This window comes from Pseudomonas sp. PAMC 26793 (assembly GCF_000313235.1).
Classification (GTDB): domain Bacteria; phylum Pseudomonadota; class Gammaproteobacteria; order Pseudomonadales; family Pseudomonadaceae; genus Aquipseudomonas; species Aquipseudomonas yamanorum.
On record NZ_AMXG01000023.1, the window covers coordinates 1 to 17,632 of the forward strand.

A 17,632-nucleotide genomic window follows, 5' to 3' on the forward strand; every position below is an offset into this window, starting at 1 on the left:
CCAGCGTTCAATCTGAGCCATGATCAAACTCTTCAGTTCAAACATCTTTGGGTTTTAAGAAACCCTAAACTTGGCTCAGCAATCGTTGGTTACATCTTTGATTTCTCGCGGAGTAACTTGTGATGCTGATAATCTTGTTGACTATCAGTCTGACTCCACAAGCACCCACACGAATTGCTTGATTCAGTTGTTAAAGAGCGGTTGGTTAAGATCTTTCGTCTCAACCGAGGCGCGCATTCTACAGCAGCCTCATTTGCTGTCAAGTGATTATTTTCAGAAGTTTTCAAAGCTTCCTTTGTAACTTCAACCACTTGCGCTTCCGATCTCTCGTTAGCGGGAGGCGAATTCTACAGCGTTACACGCTGCTGTCAACACCTCTTTTTCTCCGCTTTCGACCGAGAAGATCGAACCGTTAATAGGGCTAAACAACACGGCCTTACTAACTCCTTCTGGGCTTCGATGACCTGAAGCAACTCGCTGTCGAAACTTACATAACTCTTTGTTTACCAAGGAGTTTTCCGTTTCGACTGCGCCGGAAGTGGGGCGAATTATAGACAGATATAAATCGCCGTCAACAGTTAATTTCAGGTTTATTCGGATTTAAGCGTAATACGCGCAAATGCCTTCTTACCCGCCTGGCAAACGTGAGTCGCACCCAGCTCGTATATAAAGGTGCGATCAACAACCTCACCATCAATACGCACACCACCAGCCCCCAGAAGGTCGCGCGCCACAGCCGAGTTCTTCACCAGGCCCGCCTTATTAAGGACCGCAGCAATCGGCATTGCCTCGGCAGCAGTCAACTCAACCTCCGGCAGATCGTCCGGCAGCTCGCCATCCTTCATGCGGTTACCCGCAGCACGGTGAGCGCTGGCAGCAGCCTCCTCACCATGGAAGCGCGCAACAATCTCTTCCGCCAGCTTGATCTTCACGTCCCGCGGATTCGCACCAGCCTCTACTTCAGCACGCAATGCATTGATCTCATCCATCGAGCGGAAGCTCAACAGTTCGAAGTAACGCCACATCAGCGCATCCGGAATCGAAACCAGCTTGCCGTACATCACACCCGGTGCCTCCTGGATACCTACATAGTTACCCAAGGACTTGGACATCTTCTTGACGCCATCCAACCCCTCCAGCAATGGCATGGTCAGAATGCATTGAGCCTCTTGCCCATACGCGCGCTGCAACTCACGCCCCATCAGCAGGTTGAACTTCTGATCGGTACCGCCCAACTCGACATCGGCACGCAACGCCACCGAGTCATACCCTTGAACCAACGGGTACAGGAACTCATGGATAGCGATCGGCTGATTGGTGGAGTAGCGCTTATCGAAGTCATCGCGCTCGAGCATGCGAGCAACGGTGTACTGGGACGTAAGACGAATGAAATCCGCCGGCCCCATTTGATCCATCCAGGTGGAGTTGAATGCCACCTCGGTCTTGGCCGGATCGAGAATCTTGAAGACCTGGGTCTTATAGGTCTCGGCATTATCGAGGACCTGCTCACGGGTCAGCGGCGGACGCGTAGCGCTCTTGCCGCTCGGGTCGCCGATCATCCCGGTGAAGTCACCTATAAGGAAGATCACCTGATGCCCCAGCTCCTGGAACTGACGCAGCTTATTAATAAGCACCGTATGCCCAAGGTGCAGATCCGGCGCTGTCGGATCAAAGCCGGCCTTAATACGCAGGGGCTGGCCACGCTTGAGCTTTTCGATCAGCTCAGCTTCGACCAACAGTTCTTCCGCACCACGTTTGATCAGCGCTAGCTGCTCTTCAACCGACTTCATAACAGACCCGCAAGGCTCAGATTCAAAAGGGAACCAACCATACAAGATCAGGGACTAATTACAAGTTTTGCCCTGCGCACGGACACCGTTCAGCAAGCCTAGCGTTCGCAAGCTTGCACCACAGATGATTTGGTTATATTTTATACAGTTATTTCATCTTCATCATGTCATTCATCTTTTCCAATTCATCTTTTCAAAGTCAAAATTACTTATGACCACAGAACCGTCTAAAGCGCCGCCGCTTTACCCGAAGACCCACCTGCTCGCCGCAAGTGGGATCGCCGCCCTCCTGAGCCTGGCACTCCTGGTATTTCCTTCCAGCGATGTGGAAGCCAAACGAACGACACTGAGCCTTGACCTGGAAAGTCCGGTTGAGCAACTGACACAAGATCAAGACGCTTCCGACGCACTGCAAGCCACAAATAGCGCAACAGAGTCGCCGTTTGCCCAGATTGAAAACAGCGCCGAAGACACTAAAGAGACCGCGCAGGCCAAGCCTGCGGTAGAAGCCCCCAAGAACCCGCTACACCGGGAAGTTATTGTTGCCAAGGGCGACACCCTTTCGACCCTGTTCGAAAAGGTCGGCCTCCCAGCCGCGACGGTCAATGATGTGCTGGCAAGCGACAAGCAGGCCAAGCAGTTCACCCAACTCAAGCATGGCCAGAAGCTTGAATTCGAACTGACAGCCGACGGGCAACTGCACAACCTGCACAGCAATATCAGCGACCTGGAAAGCATCACGCTGACCAAAGGCGCCAAAGGCTTTGCATTCAACCGCATCACCACCAAGCCAGTGATGCGCTCTGCCTATGTACACGGCGTGATCAACAGCTCGCTGTCCCAATCAGCCGCACGCGCCGGCTTGTCCCACAGCATGACCATGGACATGGCCAGCGTGTTTGGCTACGACATCGACTTTGCCCAGGACATTCGCCAGGGCGACGAATTCGACGTGATCTACGAGCAAAAGGTCGCCAACGGCAAGGTCGTCGGCACCGGCAACATCCTTTCTGCGCGGTTCACCAACCGTGGCAAGACCTACACCGCCGTGCGCTACACCAACAAACAAGGCAACAGCAGCTACTACACCGCTGACGGCAACAGCATGCGCAAGGCGTTCATCCGTACTCCGGTTGACTTCGCCCGTATTAGCTCGCGTTTCTCGATGGGTCGCAAGCATCCAATTCTGAACAAAATTCGCGCCCATAAAGGCGTCGACTACGCAGCTCCGCGCGGCACGCCAATCAAGGCGGCTGGTGACGGCAAGGTTTTGCTGGCCGGTCGCCGTGGCGGCTACGGCAATACTGTGATCATCCAGCACGGCAATACCTACCGTACGCTGTATGGCCACATGCAAGGCTTTGCTAAAGGCATCCAGACTGGCGGCAACGTCAAGCAAGGCCAGGTGATCGGCTATATCGGCACCACTGGCCTGTCCACCGGACCACACCTGCACTACGAGTTCCAAGTCAACGGCGTGCACGTCGACCCACTGGGCCAGAAGCTGCCAATGGCCGACCCGATCGCCAAGGCCGAGCGCGCGCGCTTCCTGCAGCAGAGCCAGCCATTGATGGCCCGCATGGATCAGGAGCGCTCGACCCTCCTGGCCTCGGCGAAACGCTAAGCCATGTCGCTCTATATAGGTGTGATGTCCGGGACCAGCCTTGATGGCTTGGACATTGCGCTGATCGAGTTGGCACCGGCGATCAAGCTGATTGCCACCCATTACATCCCTATGCCTGACTCCCTGCGTTCCGAGCTGCTTGGCCTGTGCGCCAGTGGCCCGGACGAGATTGCCCGTTCGGCGATTGCCCAGCAGAACTGGGTGACACTCGCCGCCCAAGGCATTCACGCCTTACTGGACCAGCAGAAACTCAAACCCCAGGACATTCGAGCAATTGGCAGCCACGGCCAAACCATTCGCCACGAACCTGCCCGGGGCTTTACCGTGCAGATCGGCAACCCGGCGCTGCTCACCGAATTGACCGGAATCACCGTCGTCAGTGATTTCCGCAGCCGCGATGTCGCCGCAGGTGGCCAAGGCGCCCCGCTGGTTCCTGCATTTCATGAGGCATTGTTTGGCGAGCGCACGGGCAACCGCGCCGTACTGAACATCGGCGGCTTCAGCAACCTCAGCCTGATCGAGACCGACAAGCCAGTCGCCGGCTTTGATTGCGGCCCGGGCAACGTCCTGCTGGATGCCTGGATTCACCAGCAACGCGGCGAGAACTTCGACCGCGATGGCCTGTGGGCTGCCAGCGGGAAAGTTGAACCCCTGCTACTCAAGGCGTTACTCAGCGACCCGTTCTTCGTGACCAAAGGGCCAAAAAGCACCGGACGTGAAGTCTTCAACCTGGGATGGCTTGAGCATCATCTGGGACGGCTGCCGCCATTCGCAGCCCAGGACGTGCAAGCCACACTGCTTGAGCTGACCGCCCTGACCATCGTCGAATCCCTGCAAACCGCACAACCGCAGACCGAAACCCTGCTGGTCTGCGGCGGCGGCGCCCATAACGCAACCTTGATGAGCCGCCTCAGCGCACTGCTACCAGCCACCCAAGTCAGCAGTACCGCCACTTACGGCGTGGACCCCGACTGGGTCGAAGCCATGGCCTTCGCCTGGCTTGCCCATTGCTGCCTTGAAGGCATCGCCGCCAATCGCCCCAGCGTCACCGGCGCCCGCGGCCTTCGGGTACTCGGCGCGATCTACCCGGCCTGACCCCCCCACAGCAAAACGCCGCTTGACCCTATCAAGGCCAAGCGGCGTTTTTACATCCGCTTTCGATCAGATCGAGAACGAAGACCCGCAACCACAGGTAGTAGTGGCATTCGGGTTCTTGATCACGAAGCGCGAACCTTCCAGACCTTCCTGATAGTCCACCTCGGCTCCTGCCAGGTACTGGAAGCTCATCGGATCGACGACCAGGCTTACGCCCTCGCGCTCAACGATGGTGTCGTCATCGGCCACGTCTTCATCGAAGGTGAAACCGTACTGAAACCCTGAACAACCGCCGCCCGTAACAAATACGCGCAGCTTCAAGCGATCATTACCCTCTTCATCGACCAGGCTCTTCACCTTGTGCGCAGCACCGTGGGTGAATTGCAAAGCCGTGGGGGTGAAGGATTCAACGCTCATGCTGATAATCTCCCGGCGTAGCGCCGCCATATGCGTGATGGCGGGCATTATCCGCTTCTCCTAGAAAAGCGGTCAACTATTGTTACGGTATATCAATCTGCGCAGCGGCCGTTAAAAACACGAAAGGCCCGATCAACGGGCCTTTGCGCGACAGCAGAAAACTTACGGCAGCATGCCCGCATGGGACAGGCCCAGCTTCTCATCCAGGCCAAACAGGATGTTCATGTTCTGCACAGCCTGGCCCGAGGCGCCCTTGACCAGGTTATCGATCACCGACAGCACCACCACCAGGTCACCATCCTGTGGACGGTGCACCGCGATACGGCACACATTGGCACCACGCACACTGCGGGTTTCCGGGTGGCTGCCCGCCGGCATCACATCGACGAACGGCTCATTGGCATAACGTTTTTCAAACAGCGCCTGCAGGTCCACCGAACGATCAACGACTGTCGCATACAGCGTGGAGTGGATCCCGCGGATCATCGGCGTCAGGTGAGGCACAAACGTCAGGCCGACATCTTTACCTGCTGCGCGACGCAGCCCCTGCCGAATTTCCGGCAAGTGACGATGACCTTTCACCGCATAGGCTTTCATGCTTTCCGACGTTTCGGAGTAAAGCGAGCCGACAGCAGCACCACGGCCCGCACCGCTGACACCCGACTTGCAGTCAGCAATCAGCCGCGATGCGTCCGCCAGCCCGGCTTCCAGCAATGGCAGGAAACCCAGCTGTGTAGCGGTTGGATAGCAACCTGGTACGGCGATCAGGCGCGCTTGTTTGATCTGCTCGCGATTGACCTCCGGCAGGCCATACACCGCCTCTTCCAGTAACTCCGGCGCGCCGTGAGGCTGGCCGTACCACTTGGCCCACTCATCGGCGTCCTGCAGGCGGAAGTCGGCCGACAAGTCGATCACTTTGGTGCCCGCTGCCAGCAACTCGCCCGCCAGGGCATGGGCAACACCGTGAGGCGTGGCGAAGAACACCACATCACAGGCACCCAGGGTCTTGATGTCCGGCACGCTGAACGCCAGGCCATCGTAGTGGCCTCGCAGGTTCGGATACATGTCCGCCACAGCCAGACCGGCCTCGGATCGGGAAGTGATCACCACCACCTCAGCTTGCGGATGCTGAGCCAACAGACGCAGCAATTCGACACCGGTGTAACCCGTGCCGCCGACGATACCGACCTTGACCATAAACCTGCCCTCAACGAACCCACTGGAAAGCCGTCGATAATAGGGTCCGTATCGTCCTGCGACAACCGTCAACGTGACGTGTGGACGCTTGAGCCACTACTATCTTCAGCTACCGTGAACCTGGGAATAACTAAAAATGCTTTATCTATGGGTCAAAGCCTTCCATATCGTCAGCATCGTCTGCTGGTTTGCCGCGCTGTTCTACCTTCCGCGCCTGTTCGTCTACCACGCGCAAAGCGAGGACACCGTCAGCAAGGAGCGCTTCAGCGTGATGGAGCGCAAGCTCTACCGGGGCATCATGGGGCCGGCGATGATTGCCAGCCTGGTGTTCGGCGGCTGGCTGATCTACCTCAACCCGGCCATCTTTCAATCCGGCGCGTGGATTCACGCCAAGTTGACCCTGGTAGTACTGCTGATTGGCTACCACCACATGTGTGGCGCGCAGGTAAAACGTTTTGCCCGTGGCGAAAATACCCGCAGCCATGTCTTTTATCGCTGGTTCAATGAAGTGCCAGTTCTGATATTGCTGGCTATCGTAATTTTGGTCGTAGTTAAACCGTTCTAATCTCTATTACTCGGGGTACTTCCAATGTCGCTGCCCGCTTCGCTCGAACACAGTCTGCGCCTGCCTGTCGTGGCCGCGCCGATGTTTCTTATTTCCAACCCGCAACTGGTCCTGGCCTGCTGCCGTAATGGAATCGTCGGCAGTTTCCCTGCCCTCAACCAACGGGAAAGCAGCGGTTTCAAGGCATGGCTGGAAGAGATCGAAGCGGGCCTGGCGCTGCTGGACAACCCGGCGCCCTATGCGGTCAACCTGATCGTGCACAACAGCAACCCACGTGTGGAAGCTGACCTGGCGATCTGCGTCGAGCACAAAGTGCCGATCGTCATCACCAGCCTGGGCGCAGTGAAAGAACTGGTGGACGCCGTACACAGCTACGGCGGCCTGGTATTCCACGATGTCACCACCCGGCGCCATGCAGAGAAAGCCGCTGAAGCGGGCGTTGATGGCCTGATCGCCGTTGCGGCGGGTGCCGGTGGCCATGCCGGTACCTGGAGCCCATTCTCGCTGATTGCAGAAATCCGTCAGTTCTTCGACAAGACCCTGCTCCTCGCCGGTTGCCTCAACCACGGCCACGAGATCCTGGCCGCGCAGCTGCTCGGCGCCGACCTGGCCTATTTCGGTACCCGCTTTATCGGCACCACCGAAAGCCACGCCCCGGATGCTTATAAAGAGATGCTGCTCACATCGCGCGCCGCCGACATCGTGCACACTCCAGCCGTCTCCGGTGTACCCGCAAGCTTTATGCGCCAGAGCCTGGAAAACGCCGGTTTTGACCTCGCTGCGCTGCAAGGCAAGGGCGAAGTCAATTTCGGCTCCAAGCTCAAGCCTCTCAACGACGAAGCCAAAGCCTGGAAGACCGTGTGGTCCGCGGGCCAGGGCGTCGGCGAGATTAATGATTTGCCCAGCGTCGATGAACTCGTGGCCCGCCTGGATGCCGAATACCGCAAGGCGCTCGAACATGCGGCACAATTGCCTGAACGCTGGCCACGCTGATCCGCGATGTAACGCCTGCTGACCGAAGCAGGCCTCCCCTATTCAAGTGACAAGGATGCCCGCATGAGCGACAACCGTTTCAAGATTGTGTTTGATGGCGCATTGCTCCCGGGTGTCGAAAGCACCACCGCCAAGCTGAATCTCGCCGAACTGTTCAAAAGCGACGTTGAAGCGATCGAAAAACTCTTTACCGGCCGCCCGGTCGCCCTGAAACGCGACCTTTCCCGCGCCGATGCCGAGACCTATCTGCAAGCGTTGAAAAACGCCGGGGTCGATGCACGCATAGAAGAAGAGCAGCCTGTCGCCTTCAGCCTTGCCGAAACCCACGAAACGGACGCCGGCAGTTCCACTGATTACACCCGCCCCGCCGCTTCGCCTTACGCCCCGCCCCGGGCAGCCGTCGGCGAGAACCTGCCGGAGTTTTCCACCCTTAAAGTGTTCACCGTCAACGGTCGTATCGGACGCCTGCGCTTCCTGGCGTGGACACTGGTGTTGAGCGTGGTGATGCTCCTTATCTCAGGCGCGTTCTTCACTGTCGGGCTGGGCATCGCCGCGGTGTCTCCAACGATTGCCATGGTCATTGGCTTCCTGGTGGGGATTGCCCTGCTCGTGGCCGCTGTGTGGGTCAGCGTGCAGATCACCGTGCAGCGCCTGCATGACCTGGGCTGGTCCGGCTGGCTGTGGTTTCTGCACCTAGTGCCCTTCGTAGGCAGCATCTTCCCGATCCTGCTGATGGTGCTCCCGGGCAATACCGGCGCCAACCAGTACGGCGCGCCGCCACCGCGCAACTCTACCGCGGTCAAAATCCTGTCCGCCCTGTGGCTGGCATTCATTCCGCTGGTCTTTGCCGGCGCAGTGCTAGTGGGCATGAGCGGCTACCTGGACCAACTGGAAAGCGACGTAGGCGGTAGCTACGAAAGCAGCTCCATCAACTCCGATGACGACAGCGACCAGGCCACCACCGTCGATGAAGTCGATGTGCAAAGTGCTGACGACGCAGCCGAACCTGTAGACTCTACGCAACAGTGAAAAACGCCCGACGCCTGTGACGCCTTTGTCACAGGCCCGGTAGCGTTGCGATGGAGAAACGCATGACCCGTTACGCTCTGATCACCGGTGCCTCCAGCGGCATCGGCCTGGCCTTGGCCGAAGCACTGGCCCGTCGCGGCCGCAGCTTGATTCTGGTGGCCCGCCAGCGTGATCAGTTGGAAAGCATTGCAATCGAATTGACTCAACGCTTCGGCGTCGAAGTGCTGTTCCGTGCCTGCGACCTCGGCGAGCCCTTGCGGCTGTCGGGGTTCCTGCTGGAGCTTGAGGAAGGCGAGCGGCAGATCGACCTGCTGGTCAACTGCGCCGGCATCGGCACCAGCGGCCCGTTCCTGGCACAGGACTGGATGACCGAACAGGACCTGATGGAAGTCAACATCCTGGCCCTGACCCGCATGTGCCATGCACTCGGCAACGCCATGGCCCTGCACGGCGGCGGGCAGATTCTCAACGTGGCGTCGGTTGCCGCATTCCAGCCGGGGCCGTGGATGAGCACCTACTACGCCAGCAAGGCTTACGTGCTGCACTTTTCCGAAGGCTTGCGCGAGGAACTGAAGACCTGCGGCATCAAGGTTTCCGTACTCTGCCCGGGCCCGACCCGTACCGCGTTCTTCGGCACCGCGCAAATGGACACCGCCAAGCTGGACCGCAGCCAACAGCTGATGAGCCCGGAAGAAGTCGCGCTCTACACCGTGCGCGCCCTGGCCAAGAACAAAGCCATCATCATTCCGGGCCGGCGTAATCGCTGGCTGGCGTTCAGCCCGCGCCTGAGCCCGCGCTGGCTGACCCGCAAAATCGCCGGCGCGATCAACAAGGCCTATTGCCCGCGCTGATCGCCTGAGTACACTCACCCTGCACTTTCACAATGGAGAAACAGCTGTGGATACTCTGTTCACCAAGATCATCAACAGAGAAATACCCGCGAAGATCATCTACGAGGATGACCAGGTCCTGGCGTTCCACGACATCGCGCCAATGGCCCCGGTGCACTTCCTGGTGATACCGAAAAAGCCGATCCGCACCCTTAACGACCTCACCGAGGAAGACAAGGCACTGGCCGGGCATATCCTGTTCACCGCCCAGCGCCTGGCGGTGGAGCAAGGCTGCGAAAAGGGCTTCCGTGTGGTGATGAACTGCAATGAAGATGGCGGGCAGACCGTTTATCACATCCATATGCATGTGCTGGGTCAACGCCAGATGAACTGGCCGCCGGGCTGAGCACTACCTGTGGCAAGGGAGCTTGCTGTGGCGAGGGAGCTTGCTCCCTCGCCACACAAGCAATTTGACCCAGCGCAAACGCGTCCCCCTCTCTTGCGGTAAACTGGCCGCCGAGATTCTTCCCGGAGGTCAGCATGACTACCCAACGTCACTACTCGCCGATTGATCGCCTGTTGCTGCAAGCCGACACGGCCATGCGCACGCTGTTGCCATTCAGCGGCCAACCGCAGCGTCCGTCGCCCGCCATCGTGCAGCCCGAAGCGCAGATGAGCGAGACCGACACCCGCCACGTCGCCGGCCTGATGCGCATCAACCATACCGGCGAAGTCTGTGCCCAGGCGCTGTACCAAGGCCAGGCCCTGACCGCCAAGCTGCCGCAAGTACGCGCCGCGATGGAACACGCCGCCGAAGAAGAAATCGACCACCTGGCGTGGTGCGAGCAACGCATCCGCCAGCTCAACAGCCACCCAAGCGTGCTAAACCCGCTGTTCTACGGCTTATCGTTTGGTATTGGCGCGGTAGCCGGGCTGATCAGCGACAAAGTCAGCCTGGGTTTTGTGGCCGCCACCGAGCATCAGGTGTGCAAGCACCTCAATGAACACCTTGAGCAACTGCCGGCTGAAGACGAAAAGTCTCGGGCGATTCTTGAGCAGATGCGCATTGATGAAGAGCATCACGCCGAAAGCGCGCTGGACGCGGGCGGCTTCCGCTTCCCGGCGCCGGTGAAGTTTGGCATGAGCCTGTTGGCCAAGGTCATGACCAAGAGCACCTACCGCATCTGACAGTCCCGCATAACGCAGAAAGGGCGCTTTTTAAGCGCCCTTTCTTTTTGCCTGCCAATCAACGATCAGCCCAGCTCAATGATCTCGTAGTCATGAGTGATGACAACACCCGCAGCGCCCAACATGATCGAGGCCGAGCAATACTTCTCAGCCGACAGCTCGATGGCACGTTTGACCTGGGCTTCTTTCAGCGCCCGGCCCTTGACGACAAAGTGCATATGGATCTTGGTAAACACCTTCGGGTCTTCGGTCGCACGCTCTGCTTCCAGGAACGCTTCGCAGCTTTCCACCGCCTGGCGGGACTTCTTCAGGATGCTGACCACGTCGAAATTGCTGCAACCGCCTACACCGAGCAGGAGCATTTCCATCGGGCGTACGCCCAGGTTGCGGCCACCGGCCTCCGGCGGACCGTCCATGACCACGACATGGCCACTGCCCGACTCACCGAGGAACATGGCTTCGCCCGCCCATTGGATGCGTGCCTTCATCGCCCAGACTCCACTGCTAAAAAAGGGTCGCCAGCTTAGCACAGGGCTTTGGGCCGTCAGCGTTTCCCATCAAAGCGATCAACAGCAGGGATTACGGGGTAAATTCCCTAATGAAGCCGGAATGTGTCTGTTAAGCTGGCGCCAAATCAATGGCGCATTGCCATCCACTGGATGACATGACTTAACCGTTGATCGCGCTGAACAAAAAAACAAGCTCAACAACACCGTGCAGTCTTTTCGGGATACAACCATGGTTGCGATTACTCCCACACCCAAGATCAAGAACCTCGACAAACTGCTGATGCATTGTCAGCGCCGGCGTCATCCGGCCAAGCACAACATCATCTGCGCGGGGGAGCGTTCGGAAACCCTGTTCTTCATTATCAAAGGCTCAGTCACCATCCTGATCGAGGATGACGATGGCCGCGAAATGATCATCGCCTACCTCAATACCGGTGACTTCTTCGGCGAACTCGGGCTTTTCGAACAAGCCGGCAAGGAACAGGAACGCAGCGCCTGGGTGCGGGCCAAGGTCGAATGCGAAGTCGCCGAGATCAGTTATGCAAAATTTCGCGAATTGGCCCAGCAGGATCCCGACATTCTGTACGCCTTGAGCGGCCAGATCGCCCAGCGCCTGAGAGACACCACGCGCAAAGTCGGCGACCTGGCGTTCTTCGACGTCACCGGCCGGGTTGCCCGCTGCCTGCTGGAACTGTGCAAGCAGCCGGATGCCATGACCCATCCCGACGGGATGCAGATCAAGATCACCCGTCAGGAAATCGGACGGATCGTCGGTTGCTCAAGGGAAATGGTTGGACGGGTGCTGAAGGACTTGGAAGAACGCAACCTGGTGCATGTCAAAGGCAAGACCATGGTGGTTTTCGGAACGCGTTAACCCGGAAGGAAGCTCGCGAGCATCTGTCGGTACAACGTGTCGAGCCGGGCAATCGCGTCTGGCGCAGCAAAGGCTTCGTGCAGGGCGATGTGGCTTTCAGCGCGCACCCGTTGTTCCAGGCCACACGCTTCATTGAAGCGATTGACCGCGGCGATCAACTCGACGCGATCATCATCCAGCAACAACGCACCATGCACCAACCCCACCGGGCGCCCGCCACTCTGGCGCCAGCGCTGGGCAGTACCGACCATTTTGCGGCCATCCAGGTTGACGTTGTAGCGACCGTCGCAAAAAGCCCCGTCAATCTCGCCCACCGATGCATTGCCACCCAGCTCGATAAGCAGGTCGCAAATCGGCTGGCACAAACGCTGGTAACCGGTTTCGATGCGTCCTTGGTCGCCTTCACTTCGCGGTGGCGCGTAGACCAGCGCGATATTGACCGTGGCGGCCGATTGCGGAACCGGCTCACCGCCCGTTTCCCGCAGCAGCACCGGCCAACCAGCATCTGCCGATACCTGGCTGGCGGTCTCGAATGCCGGAAGGCGGCTCAAACGACGAGGCATCACCAACGCTTGATCGCTGGGCTGCCAGAACAGCAGGCCGAACGGCTGCTCCCCCGCGCAGACAGCGGCGAGCAAATCCTGCTCGGCCTTAAGGCCCGCCTCGACCGTCATCGCCACCGGCTGGGTCATCATCAATCCAGGGTTGAACCGCTGACAGCAACGCCACGCTCCGGGAAGAACAGGCGCTGCAATTCAGCCCCCGGGTTCTCGGCACGCATGAAGGTTTCGCCGACGAGGAACGAGTACACGCCGCTGATTTCCATCAGTTCGACATCGGCGCGATTGACGATGCCACTTTCGGTAATCACCAACCGGTCGCGCGGGATACGCGGCAACAGGTCGAGGGTGTTTTCCAGGCTGACTTCAAACGTGTGCAGGTTGCGGTTGTTGACGCCCACCAACGGTGTGTCGAGGGTTTTCAACGCGCGTTCCAGTTCATCACCGTCGTGCACTTCCACCAGCACATCGAGGCCAACACTTTTGGCCACGGCTGCCAGTTCGGCCATCTTCACGTCATCCAGTGCGGAGACGATCAACAGCACGCAATCGGCGCCCAAGGCACGGGCTTCGACGATCTGGTACGGGTCGACCATGAAGTCCTTGCGGATCACCGGCAGCGAGCACGCGGCACGTGCTTGCTGCAAGTACAGGTCGGAACCCTGGAAGAAGTCGATATCAGTCAACACCGAGAGGCATGTCGCGCCGCCCTTCTCGTAGCTCTTGGCAATGTCTTCAGGGATGAAGATCTCGCGGATCACGCCCTTGCTCGGCGAAGCCTTCTTGATTTCAGCGATAACGGCCGGCTGCTTTTCCTTGGCCTGCTTGATCAGCGCACTGGCAAACCCGCGCGGTGCATCAGCGGTTTTCGCCAGGCTTTCCAGCTCAGCCAGGCTGACCCGGGCACGGCGTTCGGCGACTTCTTCTGCCTTGCGGGCCAGGATTTTTTCCAGAACGGTCGGAACACTCATCCTTCATTCTCCACTTTGAACACCGCAGTAAACGCACCCAGTTCTTCGAGCTTTTCGCGCGCCAGCCCGGTATGCAATGCATCATGAGCGAGGGCAACACCCTCTTTAAGACTGTAGGCGTGATCCGCGGCATACAGCGCCGCACCGGCATTGAGCACGATCATTTCTGCAGCTTTCTGGCCGTTTTCGGTCTTGCGACGCCCCAGGGCATCGCGAATCAATTCAAGGGAGGCCGCCGGGCTTTCCACCGCCAGGCCGTGCAGGCTCTGGCTTTTCATGCCGAGGTCCTCAGGTTCGACCCAATATTCGGTGACCTGGTCATCCTTCAGCTCCGCCACGAAGGTCGGTGCGGCCAGGCTGAACTCGTCCAGGCCATCCTTGGAGTGCACCACCAGCACATGCTTGCTGCCCAGGCGCTGCAAGACTTCGGCCAATGGCCGGCAGAGCGCCTGGCTGAACACGCCCACCACCTGATGCTTCACACCGGCCGGATTCGTAAGCGGGCCGAGCATGTTGAACAGGGTGCGCAGGCCCAAGTCCTTGCGCGGACCGGCGGCGTGCTTCATCGCGCCGTGATGGGACTGGGCAAACATGAAGCCGATGCCGACGTTATCGATGCAGCGCGCCACTTGTACCGGGGTCAGGTTCAGGTAGATGCCTGCCGCTTCCAGCAAATCGGCGCTGCCGCTTTTACCCGACACCGCACGGTTACCGTGTTTGGCCACGGTGCAGCCGGCAGCTGCCACCACAAAGGATGAGGCCGTCGACACGTTGAAGATGTTCGCACCGTCGCCGCCGGTGCCGACCACGTCGACCACGCCGTCGAGGGTCTTGAGTTCGACTTTGTCCGCCAGCTCACGCATGACCGACACGGCGCCGACGATTTCGTCGATGCTCTCGCTCTTCATGCGCATGGCCATCATGAACGCGCCAATCTGTGCATCGGTGCATTGACCGGTCATGATCTCGCGCATCACATCGCTCATTTCGGCGGTGCTCAGGTCCAAGTGGCCGACGATACGGCTCAGGGCAGTCTTGATATCCATGAAAAGTCCTTAGCGCGTGCCGCCGCTCTGCTTGAGAAAGTTAGCGAACAGCTCGTAGCCCTGCTCGGTCAAAATCGATTCCGGGTGAAACTGTACCCCTTCGACATTCAGTGTCTTGTGACGCAGCCCCATGATCTCGTCAACGGAGCCGTCTTCCAGTTGAGTCCAGGCCGTCAGCTCGAGGCACTCGGGCAGGGTTTCACGCTTGACCACCAGCGAGTGGTAGCGGGTGACCGTCACCGGAAGGTTCAAACCGTGGAATACGCCCTGGTCCTTGTGGAACACCGGGCTGGTCTTGCCGTGCATCACCTGGCGGGCGCGCACTACGTCGCCGCCGAAGGCCTGGCCGATGGACTGATGGCCCAGGCAAACGCCCAGGATCGGCAGCTTGCCGGCAAAGTATTGGATGGCTTCGAGGGAGATGCCCGCTTCGGTCGGGGTGCACGGGCCCGGGGAGACGACGATGCGTTCAGGGTTCAACGCGGCGATTTGCGCCACGGTCAATTCGTCGTTGCGCACTACCTTGACCTCGGCGCCGAGCTCACCCAGGTACTGCACAACGTTGTAGGTAAAGGAGTCGTAGTTATCAATCATCAGCAACATGTGGGTTAAAACCTCTTGAATTCACTGACTTCTAATGACGGCCTTCCAAGGGAGTGACCCGCTGCCAGACGCACTTTCCGGTTACCGGGGTTGGCCGGCAAGGGGCGTCGAACAAAGGGTGAAGAAGGCAAATCGGTACAGGTCCGGCGGGGCCGGTAGAGAAAAGTTAGGCGCGCCAACGCCAACGGGCGTGTGCCTTGACTACTCGCATCAAGAGTTTGCTGATGATCAACACGGGGAGGGTCTCATTCATACGTTCAGGCACAGTAACGTAGCCTCGCCAGCGGTGCAATATGGCGCCGCAAATACGGGGGGAAGTGCCCGACCGATAATTGGCGTCAATTTTTTCAGAACCCTTGAAAGGTCGCTACAGTCACAGTGCTGATAAAAAAACAAAAGCATGGACGGACTCATGACCAAGACCCCTTATTTCGCTCCACTCGTCGGCTGCCTGTTAACCCTGGCCTGCTTCCAAGCGTTCGCCGCGCCGTCGCCCTACTCGACCATGATCGTATTCGGCGACAGCCTGGCCGATGCCGGGACATTCGCCGACCCTGGGGCACCCGGCTCAACCTATCGCTTCACCAACCGCACCGGCCCGCAGTACTTCGACGGCAGCGGCGAAAGCACTTCGCTGATTTCCTCGACATTGTTGGGCGGCAAGCTGGGAGTGGCAGCAGGCGACCTGAACGCATCCTCCTCGCCGGAGCGCGCCGCGTTGGGCCAGGCAGACGGCAACAACTGGGCCGTCGGCGGCTACACCACCCAGCAGATCTACGATGCCATTACCGGTAACTCCACCGTCACCGATAGCGACACCGGGCTGGTGTTGCGTACACGCCCCGGATATCTGGCATCCACGGGTGGCCGAGCCGACCCCAACGCGTTGTACTTTCTCTCCGGCGGCGGCAATGACTTCCTCGACGGCCTGGTCCTCAGCCCCGGTCAAGCCTCGGCCGCAGCCGGTCGCCTGGCCGACAGCGCCCAGGCTCTGCAACAGGCTGGCGCCCGATATGTCATGGTGTGGATGCTGCCGGACCTGGGCCTGACGCCTGCCGTCAATGGCACGCCGCTCCAAGGGACCGTCAGCGCCCTGGCCGGCGTGTTCAACCAGACCCTGGTGCAGCGCCTGTCACAAATCGATGCGCAGATCGTCCCGCTGAACATTCCGTTGTTGCTCAAGGAAACCTTCGCCGATCCCGGACGCTTTGGCTTTGCCACCGATCAAAACCTCAACCAGACCTGCTTTAGCGGCACCACCTGCCGGAACCCAGTGTATGGCGTCGGCGGCACCAACCCGGACCCGACCAAGCTGATTTACAACGACACGGTCCACCCGACCGAGGCCGGCCAGGTATTGATCGCCGACTACGCGTATTCGCTGCTGGCTGCCCCTTGGGAAATCACCCTGCTTCCGGAAATGGCCCAAGGTACCTTGCGCGCCCATCAGGATTCATTGCGTAACCAATGGCAAGCCGACTCTGGTAGCTGGCAGGCCGTAGGCCAATGGCGAGCGATTGTCGACGCTGGCGGCCAGCACCTGGACTTCGATGATCAAAACAGCTCGGCCAGCGGCGACGGCAGTGGCTATAACCTGAATATTGGTGGCAGCTACAGGCTCAATGACGAGTGGCGCGTGGGTGTGGCGGCAGGCTTCTATCGCCAGAGCCTTGAGGCCGGCGCCAGCGATTCGGACTACAAGCTCAATAGCTACCTGGGCACCGCGTTCGCCCAGTATCAGGAAGATCACTGGTGGGCCGACGCCGCATTGACCGGCGGCAAACTGGACTTCGACAACCTCAAACGCAAGTTCGCCCTGGGTATCAGTGAAGGCACCGAGAAAGGCGACACTGACGGCTGGCTATGGGCCTTGAGCGCACGCGTGGGGTATGACATCGCCGAGCCGAATAGCGAATGGCACTTCTCGCCCTTCATCAGCGCCGATTACTCGCGGGTCGAGGTGAATGGTTATTCGGAGAAAGATGCCCGCTCCACCGCGCTGACCTTTGGTGACCAACAGCGCGACTCCAAGCGCCTGGGAATCGGATTACAAGCCAACTACCGCCTCACTCCGCAAACCCTGGTGTTTGGTGAAGTGGCCCACGAACACGAGTTTGAAAACGATACGCAGCGAGTGGGCATGTCCCTCAACAGCGTGCCGGGGATTGATTTCAAACTGGACGGCTACACGCCACGCAGCAATTCGGACCGCTTGAACCTGGGGATTACCCACAAGGTGACCAAGGACCTGGCGTTGAACGCGGCCTATAACGTGAGAAAGGACGACAACTTTACCCAGCAGGGGGTGAGTGTCGGGGTGAGTCTGGATTTCTGACTCGGA

The 17,632-nt window shown here is 59.1% G+C and carries 18 protein-coding genes; 10 read left to right on the forward strand and 8 right to left on the reverse strand.

Going from position 1 to position 17,632, the window contains the following annotated elements; all coding sequences use genetic code 11:
* Positions 1-590 precede the first annotated feature (590 nt).
* Positions 591-1,790, reverse strand: coding sequence for a tyrosine--tRNA ligase (gene tyrS, locus D109_RS0107360; protein ID WP_017476324.1), 1,200 nt, complete (start codon positions 1,788-1,790; stop codon positions 591-593).
* Between the two features lie 211 nt (positions 1,791-2,001).
* Between tyrS and D109_RS0107365 the strand changes: the two genes are divergently transcribed.
* On the forward strand, positions 2,002-3,414 hold the full coding sequence (locus tag D109_RS0107365) for a peptidoglycan DD-metalloendopeptidase family protein (protein WP_017476325.1): 1,413 nt from the start codon (positions 2,002-2,004) through the stop codon (positions 3,412-3,414).
* Between the two features lie 3 nt (positions 3,415-3,417).
* Entirely contained in the window at positions 3,418-4,509 is a 1,092-nt protein-coding gene (locus tag D109_RS0107370) for an anhydro-N-acetylmuramic acid kinase (protein ID WP_026077828.1), read from the forward strand.
* Between the two features lie 66 nt (positions 4,510-4,575).
* Here D109_RS0107370 and erpA read toward each other — a convergent pair whose 3' ends face one another.
* Both erpA and argC read right to left on the reverse strand, forming a co-directional pair.
* Positions 4,576-4,926 (reverse strand): iron-sulfur cluster insertion protein ErpA, encoded by a 351-nt coding sequence (gene erpA / locus D109_RS0107375; RefSeq protein WP_003176443.1) that lies wholly within the window; start codon positions 4,924-4,926, stop codon positions 4,576-4,578.
* A gap of 162 nt (positions 4,927-5,088) precedes the next feature.
* Positions 5,089-6,123, reverse strand: a complete 1,035-nt coding sequence (argC, locus tag D109_RS0107380; protein WP_010206935.1) for an N-acetyl-gamma-glutamyl-phosphate reductase — start codon at positions 6,121-6,123, stop codon at positions 5,089-5,091.
* Positions 6,124-6,259: 136 nt separating this feature from the next.
* On the opposite strand from argC, the gene hemJ reads away from it, so the two are divergent.
* The 6 genes from hemJ to coq7 all read left to right on the forward strand — a co-directional run bounded on the left by hemJ (position 6,260) and on the right by coq7 (position 10,728).
* Positions 6,260-6,688, forward strand: coding sequence for a protoporphyrinogen oxidase HemJ (hemJ, locus tag D109_RS0107385; RefSeq protein ID WP_017476328.1), 429 nt, complete (start codon positions 6,260-6,262; stop codon positions 6,686-6,688).
* Positions 6,689-6,712: 24 nt separating this feature from the next.
* Positions 6,713-7,681 (forward strand): nitronate monooxygenase family protein, encoded by a 969-nt coding sequence (locus D109_RS0107390; RefSeq protein ID WP_017476329.1) that lies wholly within the window; start codon positions 6,713-6,715, stop codon positions 7,679-7,681.
* Between the two features lie 63 nt (positions 7,682-7,744).
* The gene (locus D109_RS0107395; RefSeq protein ID WP_017476330.1) at positions 7,745-8,710 is read left to right on the forward strand and encodes a DUF805 domain-containing protein; all 966 of its coding nucleotides are present in this window, start codon (positions 7,745-7,747) and stop codon (positions 8,708-8,710) included.
* Positions 8,711-8,772: 62 nt separating this feature from the next.
* Complete coding sequence (locus tag D109_RS0107400; RefSeq protein WP_010167219.1) at positions 8,773-9,561, forward strand: SDR family oxidoreductase; 789 nt, start codon at positions 8,773-8,775, stop codon at positions 9,559-9,561.
* A 46-nt stretch (positions 9,562-9,607) separates the two neighbouring features.
* A complete protein-coding gene (locus tag D109_RS0107405; RefSeq protein WP_003210943.1) occupies positions 9,608-9,946 on the forward strand; it encodes a histidine triad nucleotide-binding protein in 339 nt (112 codons plus the stop codon).
* 134 nt (positions 9,947-10,080) lie between these two features.
* Positions 10,081-10,728 carry a 2-polyprenyl-3-methyl-6-methoxy-1,4-benzoquinone monooxygenase gene (gene coq7 / locus D109_RS0107410; RefSeq protein WP_017476331.1) on the forward strand — a complete coding sequence of 216 codons (648 nt, stop codon included), beginning with the start codon at positions 10,081-10,083 and terminating at the stop codon, positions 10,726-10,728.
* 65 nt (positions 10,729-10,793) lie between these two features.
* On the opposite strand, the gene D109_RS0107415 is transcribed toward coq7, so the two are convergent.
* On the reverse strand, positions 10,794-11,216 hold the full coding sequence (locus D109_RS0107415) for an OsmC family protein (protein WP_003194686.1): 423 nt from the start codon (positions 11,214-11,216) through the stop codon (positions 10,794-10,796).
* A 250-nt stretch (positions 11,217-11,466) separates the two neighbouring features.
* On the opposite strand from D109_RS0107415, the gene crp reads away from it, so the two are divergent.
* On the forward strand, positions 11,467-12,111 hold the full coding sequence (crp, locus tag D109_RS0107420; RefSeq protein WP_017476332.1) for a cAMP-activated global transcriptional regulator CRP: 645 nt from the start codon (positions 11,467-11,469) through the stop codon (positions 12,109-12,111).
* Here the strand turns inward: crp and D109_RS0107425 are convergent.
* The 4 genes from D109_RS0107425 to D109_RS0107440 are packed head-to-tail and all read right to left on the reverse strand — an operon-like array spanning position 12,108 to position 15,291.
* Positions 12,108-12,803, reverse strand: a complete 696-nt coding sequence (locus D109_RS0107425) for a lipoate--protein ligase family protein (RefSeq protein WP_026077829.1) — start codon at positions 12,801-12,803, stop codon at positions 12,108-12,110. The genes crp and D109_RS0107425 overlap by 4 nt on opposite strands.
* Positions 12,804-12,805: 2 nt before the next feature.
* Positions 12,806-13,642, reverse strand: coding sequence for an indole-3-glycerol phosphate synthase TrpC (gene trpC, locus D109_RS0107430; RefSeq protein ID WP_017476334.1), 837 nt, complete (start codon positions 13,640-13,642; stop codon positions 12,806-12,808).
* On the reverse strand, positions 13,639-14,688 hold the full coding sequence (gene trpD / locus D109_RS0107435; RefSeq protein ID WP_017476335.1) for an anthranilate phosphoribosyltransferase: 1,050 nt from the start codon (positions 14,686-14,688) through the stop codon (positions 13,639-13,641). Before trpD ends, trpC begins: the two co-directional genes overlap by 4 nt.
* A gap of 9 nt (positions 14,689-14,697) precedes the next feature.
* Positions 14,698-15,291, reverse strand: a complete 594-nt coding sequence (locus D109_RS0107440; protein WP_017476336.1) for an aminodeoxychorismate/anthranilate synthase component II — start codon at positions 15,289-15,291, stop codon at positions 14,698-14,700.
* Positions 15,292-15,703: 412 nt separating this feature from the next.
* Between D109_RS0107440 and estP the strand changes: the two genes are divergently transcribed.
* The gene (gene estP / locus D109_RS0107445) at positions 15,704-17,626 is read left to right on the forward strand and encodes an esterase EstP (protein WP_017476337.1); all 1,923 of its coding nucleotides are present in this window, start codon (positions 15,704-15,706) and stop codon (positions 17,624-17,626) included.
* The last annotated feature ends 6 nt before the right edge of the window (positions 17,627-17,632 follow it).

What these genes read in the sequence shown, in the direction of transcription:
- D109_RS0107415 (WP_003194686.1), bottom strand. Translation starts at nt 11,216, where the DNA reads ATGAAGGCACGCATCCAATGGGCGGGCGAAGCCATGTTCCTCGGTGAG.
- trpC (WP_017476334.1), bottom strand. Translation starts at nt 13,642, where the DNA reads ATGAGTGTTCCGACCGTTCTGGAAAAAATCCTGGCCCGCAAGGCAGAA.
- coq7 (WP_017476331.1), top strand. Translation starts at nt 10,081, where the DNA reads ATGACTACCCAACGTCACTACTCGCCGATTGATCGCCTGTTGCTGCAA.
- crp (WP_017476332.1), top strand. Translation starts at nt 11,467, where the DNA reads ATGGTTGCGATTACTCCCACACCCAAGATCAAGAACCTCGACAAACTG.
- hemJ (WP_017476328.1), top strand. Translation starts at nt 6,260, where the DNA reads ATGCTTTATCTATGGGTCAAAGCCTTCCATATCGTCAGCATCGTCTGC.
- D109_RS0107370 (WP_026077828.1), top strand. Translation starts at nt 3,418, where the DNA reads ATGTCGCTCTATATAGGTGTGATGTCCGGGACCAGCCTTGATGGCTTG.
- D109_RS0107440 (WP_017476336.1), bottom strand. Translation starts at nt 15,291, where the DNA reads ATGTTGCTGATGATTGATAACTACGACTCCTTTACCTACAACGTTGTG.
- D109_RS0107395 (WP_017476330.1), top strand. Translation starts at nt 7,745, where the DNA reads ATGAGCGACAACCGTTTCAAGATTGTGTTTGATGGCGCATTGCTCCCG.
- D109_RS0107425 (WP_026077829.1), bottom strand. Translation starts at nt 12,803, where the DNA reads ATGACCCAGCCGGTGGCGATGACGGTCGAGGCGGGCCTTAAGGCCGAG.
- D109_RS0107390 (WP_017476329.1), top strand. Translation starts at nt 6,713, where the DNA reads ATGTCGCTGCCCGCTTCGCTCGAACACAGTCTGCGCCTGCCTGTCGTG.
- D109_RS0107400 (WP_010167219.1), top strand. Translation starts at nt 8,773, where the DNA reads ATGACCCGTTACGCTCTGATCACCGGTGCCTCCAGCGGCATCGGCCTG.
- argC (WP_010206935.1), bottom strand. Translation starts at nt 6,123, where the DNA reads ATGGTCAAGGTCGGTATCGTCGGCGGCACGGGTTACACCGGTGTCGAA.
- trpD (WP_017476335.1), bottom strand. Translation starts at nt 14,688, where the DNA reads ATGGATATCAAGACTGCCCTGAGCCGTATCGTCGGCCACTTGGACCTG.
- estP (WP_017476337.1), top strand. Translation starts at nt 15,704, where the DNA reads ATGACCAAGACCCCTTATTTCGCTCCACTCGTCGGCTGCCTGTTAACC.
- D109_RS0107365 (WP_017476325.1), top strand. Translation starts at nt 2,002, where the DNA reads ATGACCACAGAACCGTCTAAAGCGCCGCCGCTTTACCCGAAGACCCAC.
- tyrS (WP_017476324.1), bottom strand. Translation starts at nt 1,790, where the DNA reads ATGAAGTCGGTTGAAGAGCAGCTAGCGCTGATCAAACGTGGTGCGGAA.
- erpA (WP_003176443.1), bottom strand. Translation starts at nt 4,926, where the DNA reads ATGAGCGTTGAATCCTTCACCCCCACGGCTTTGCAATTCACCCACGGT.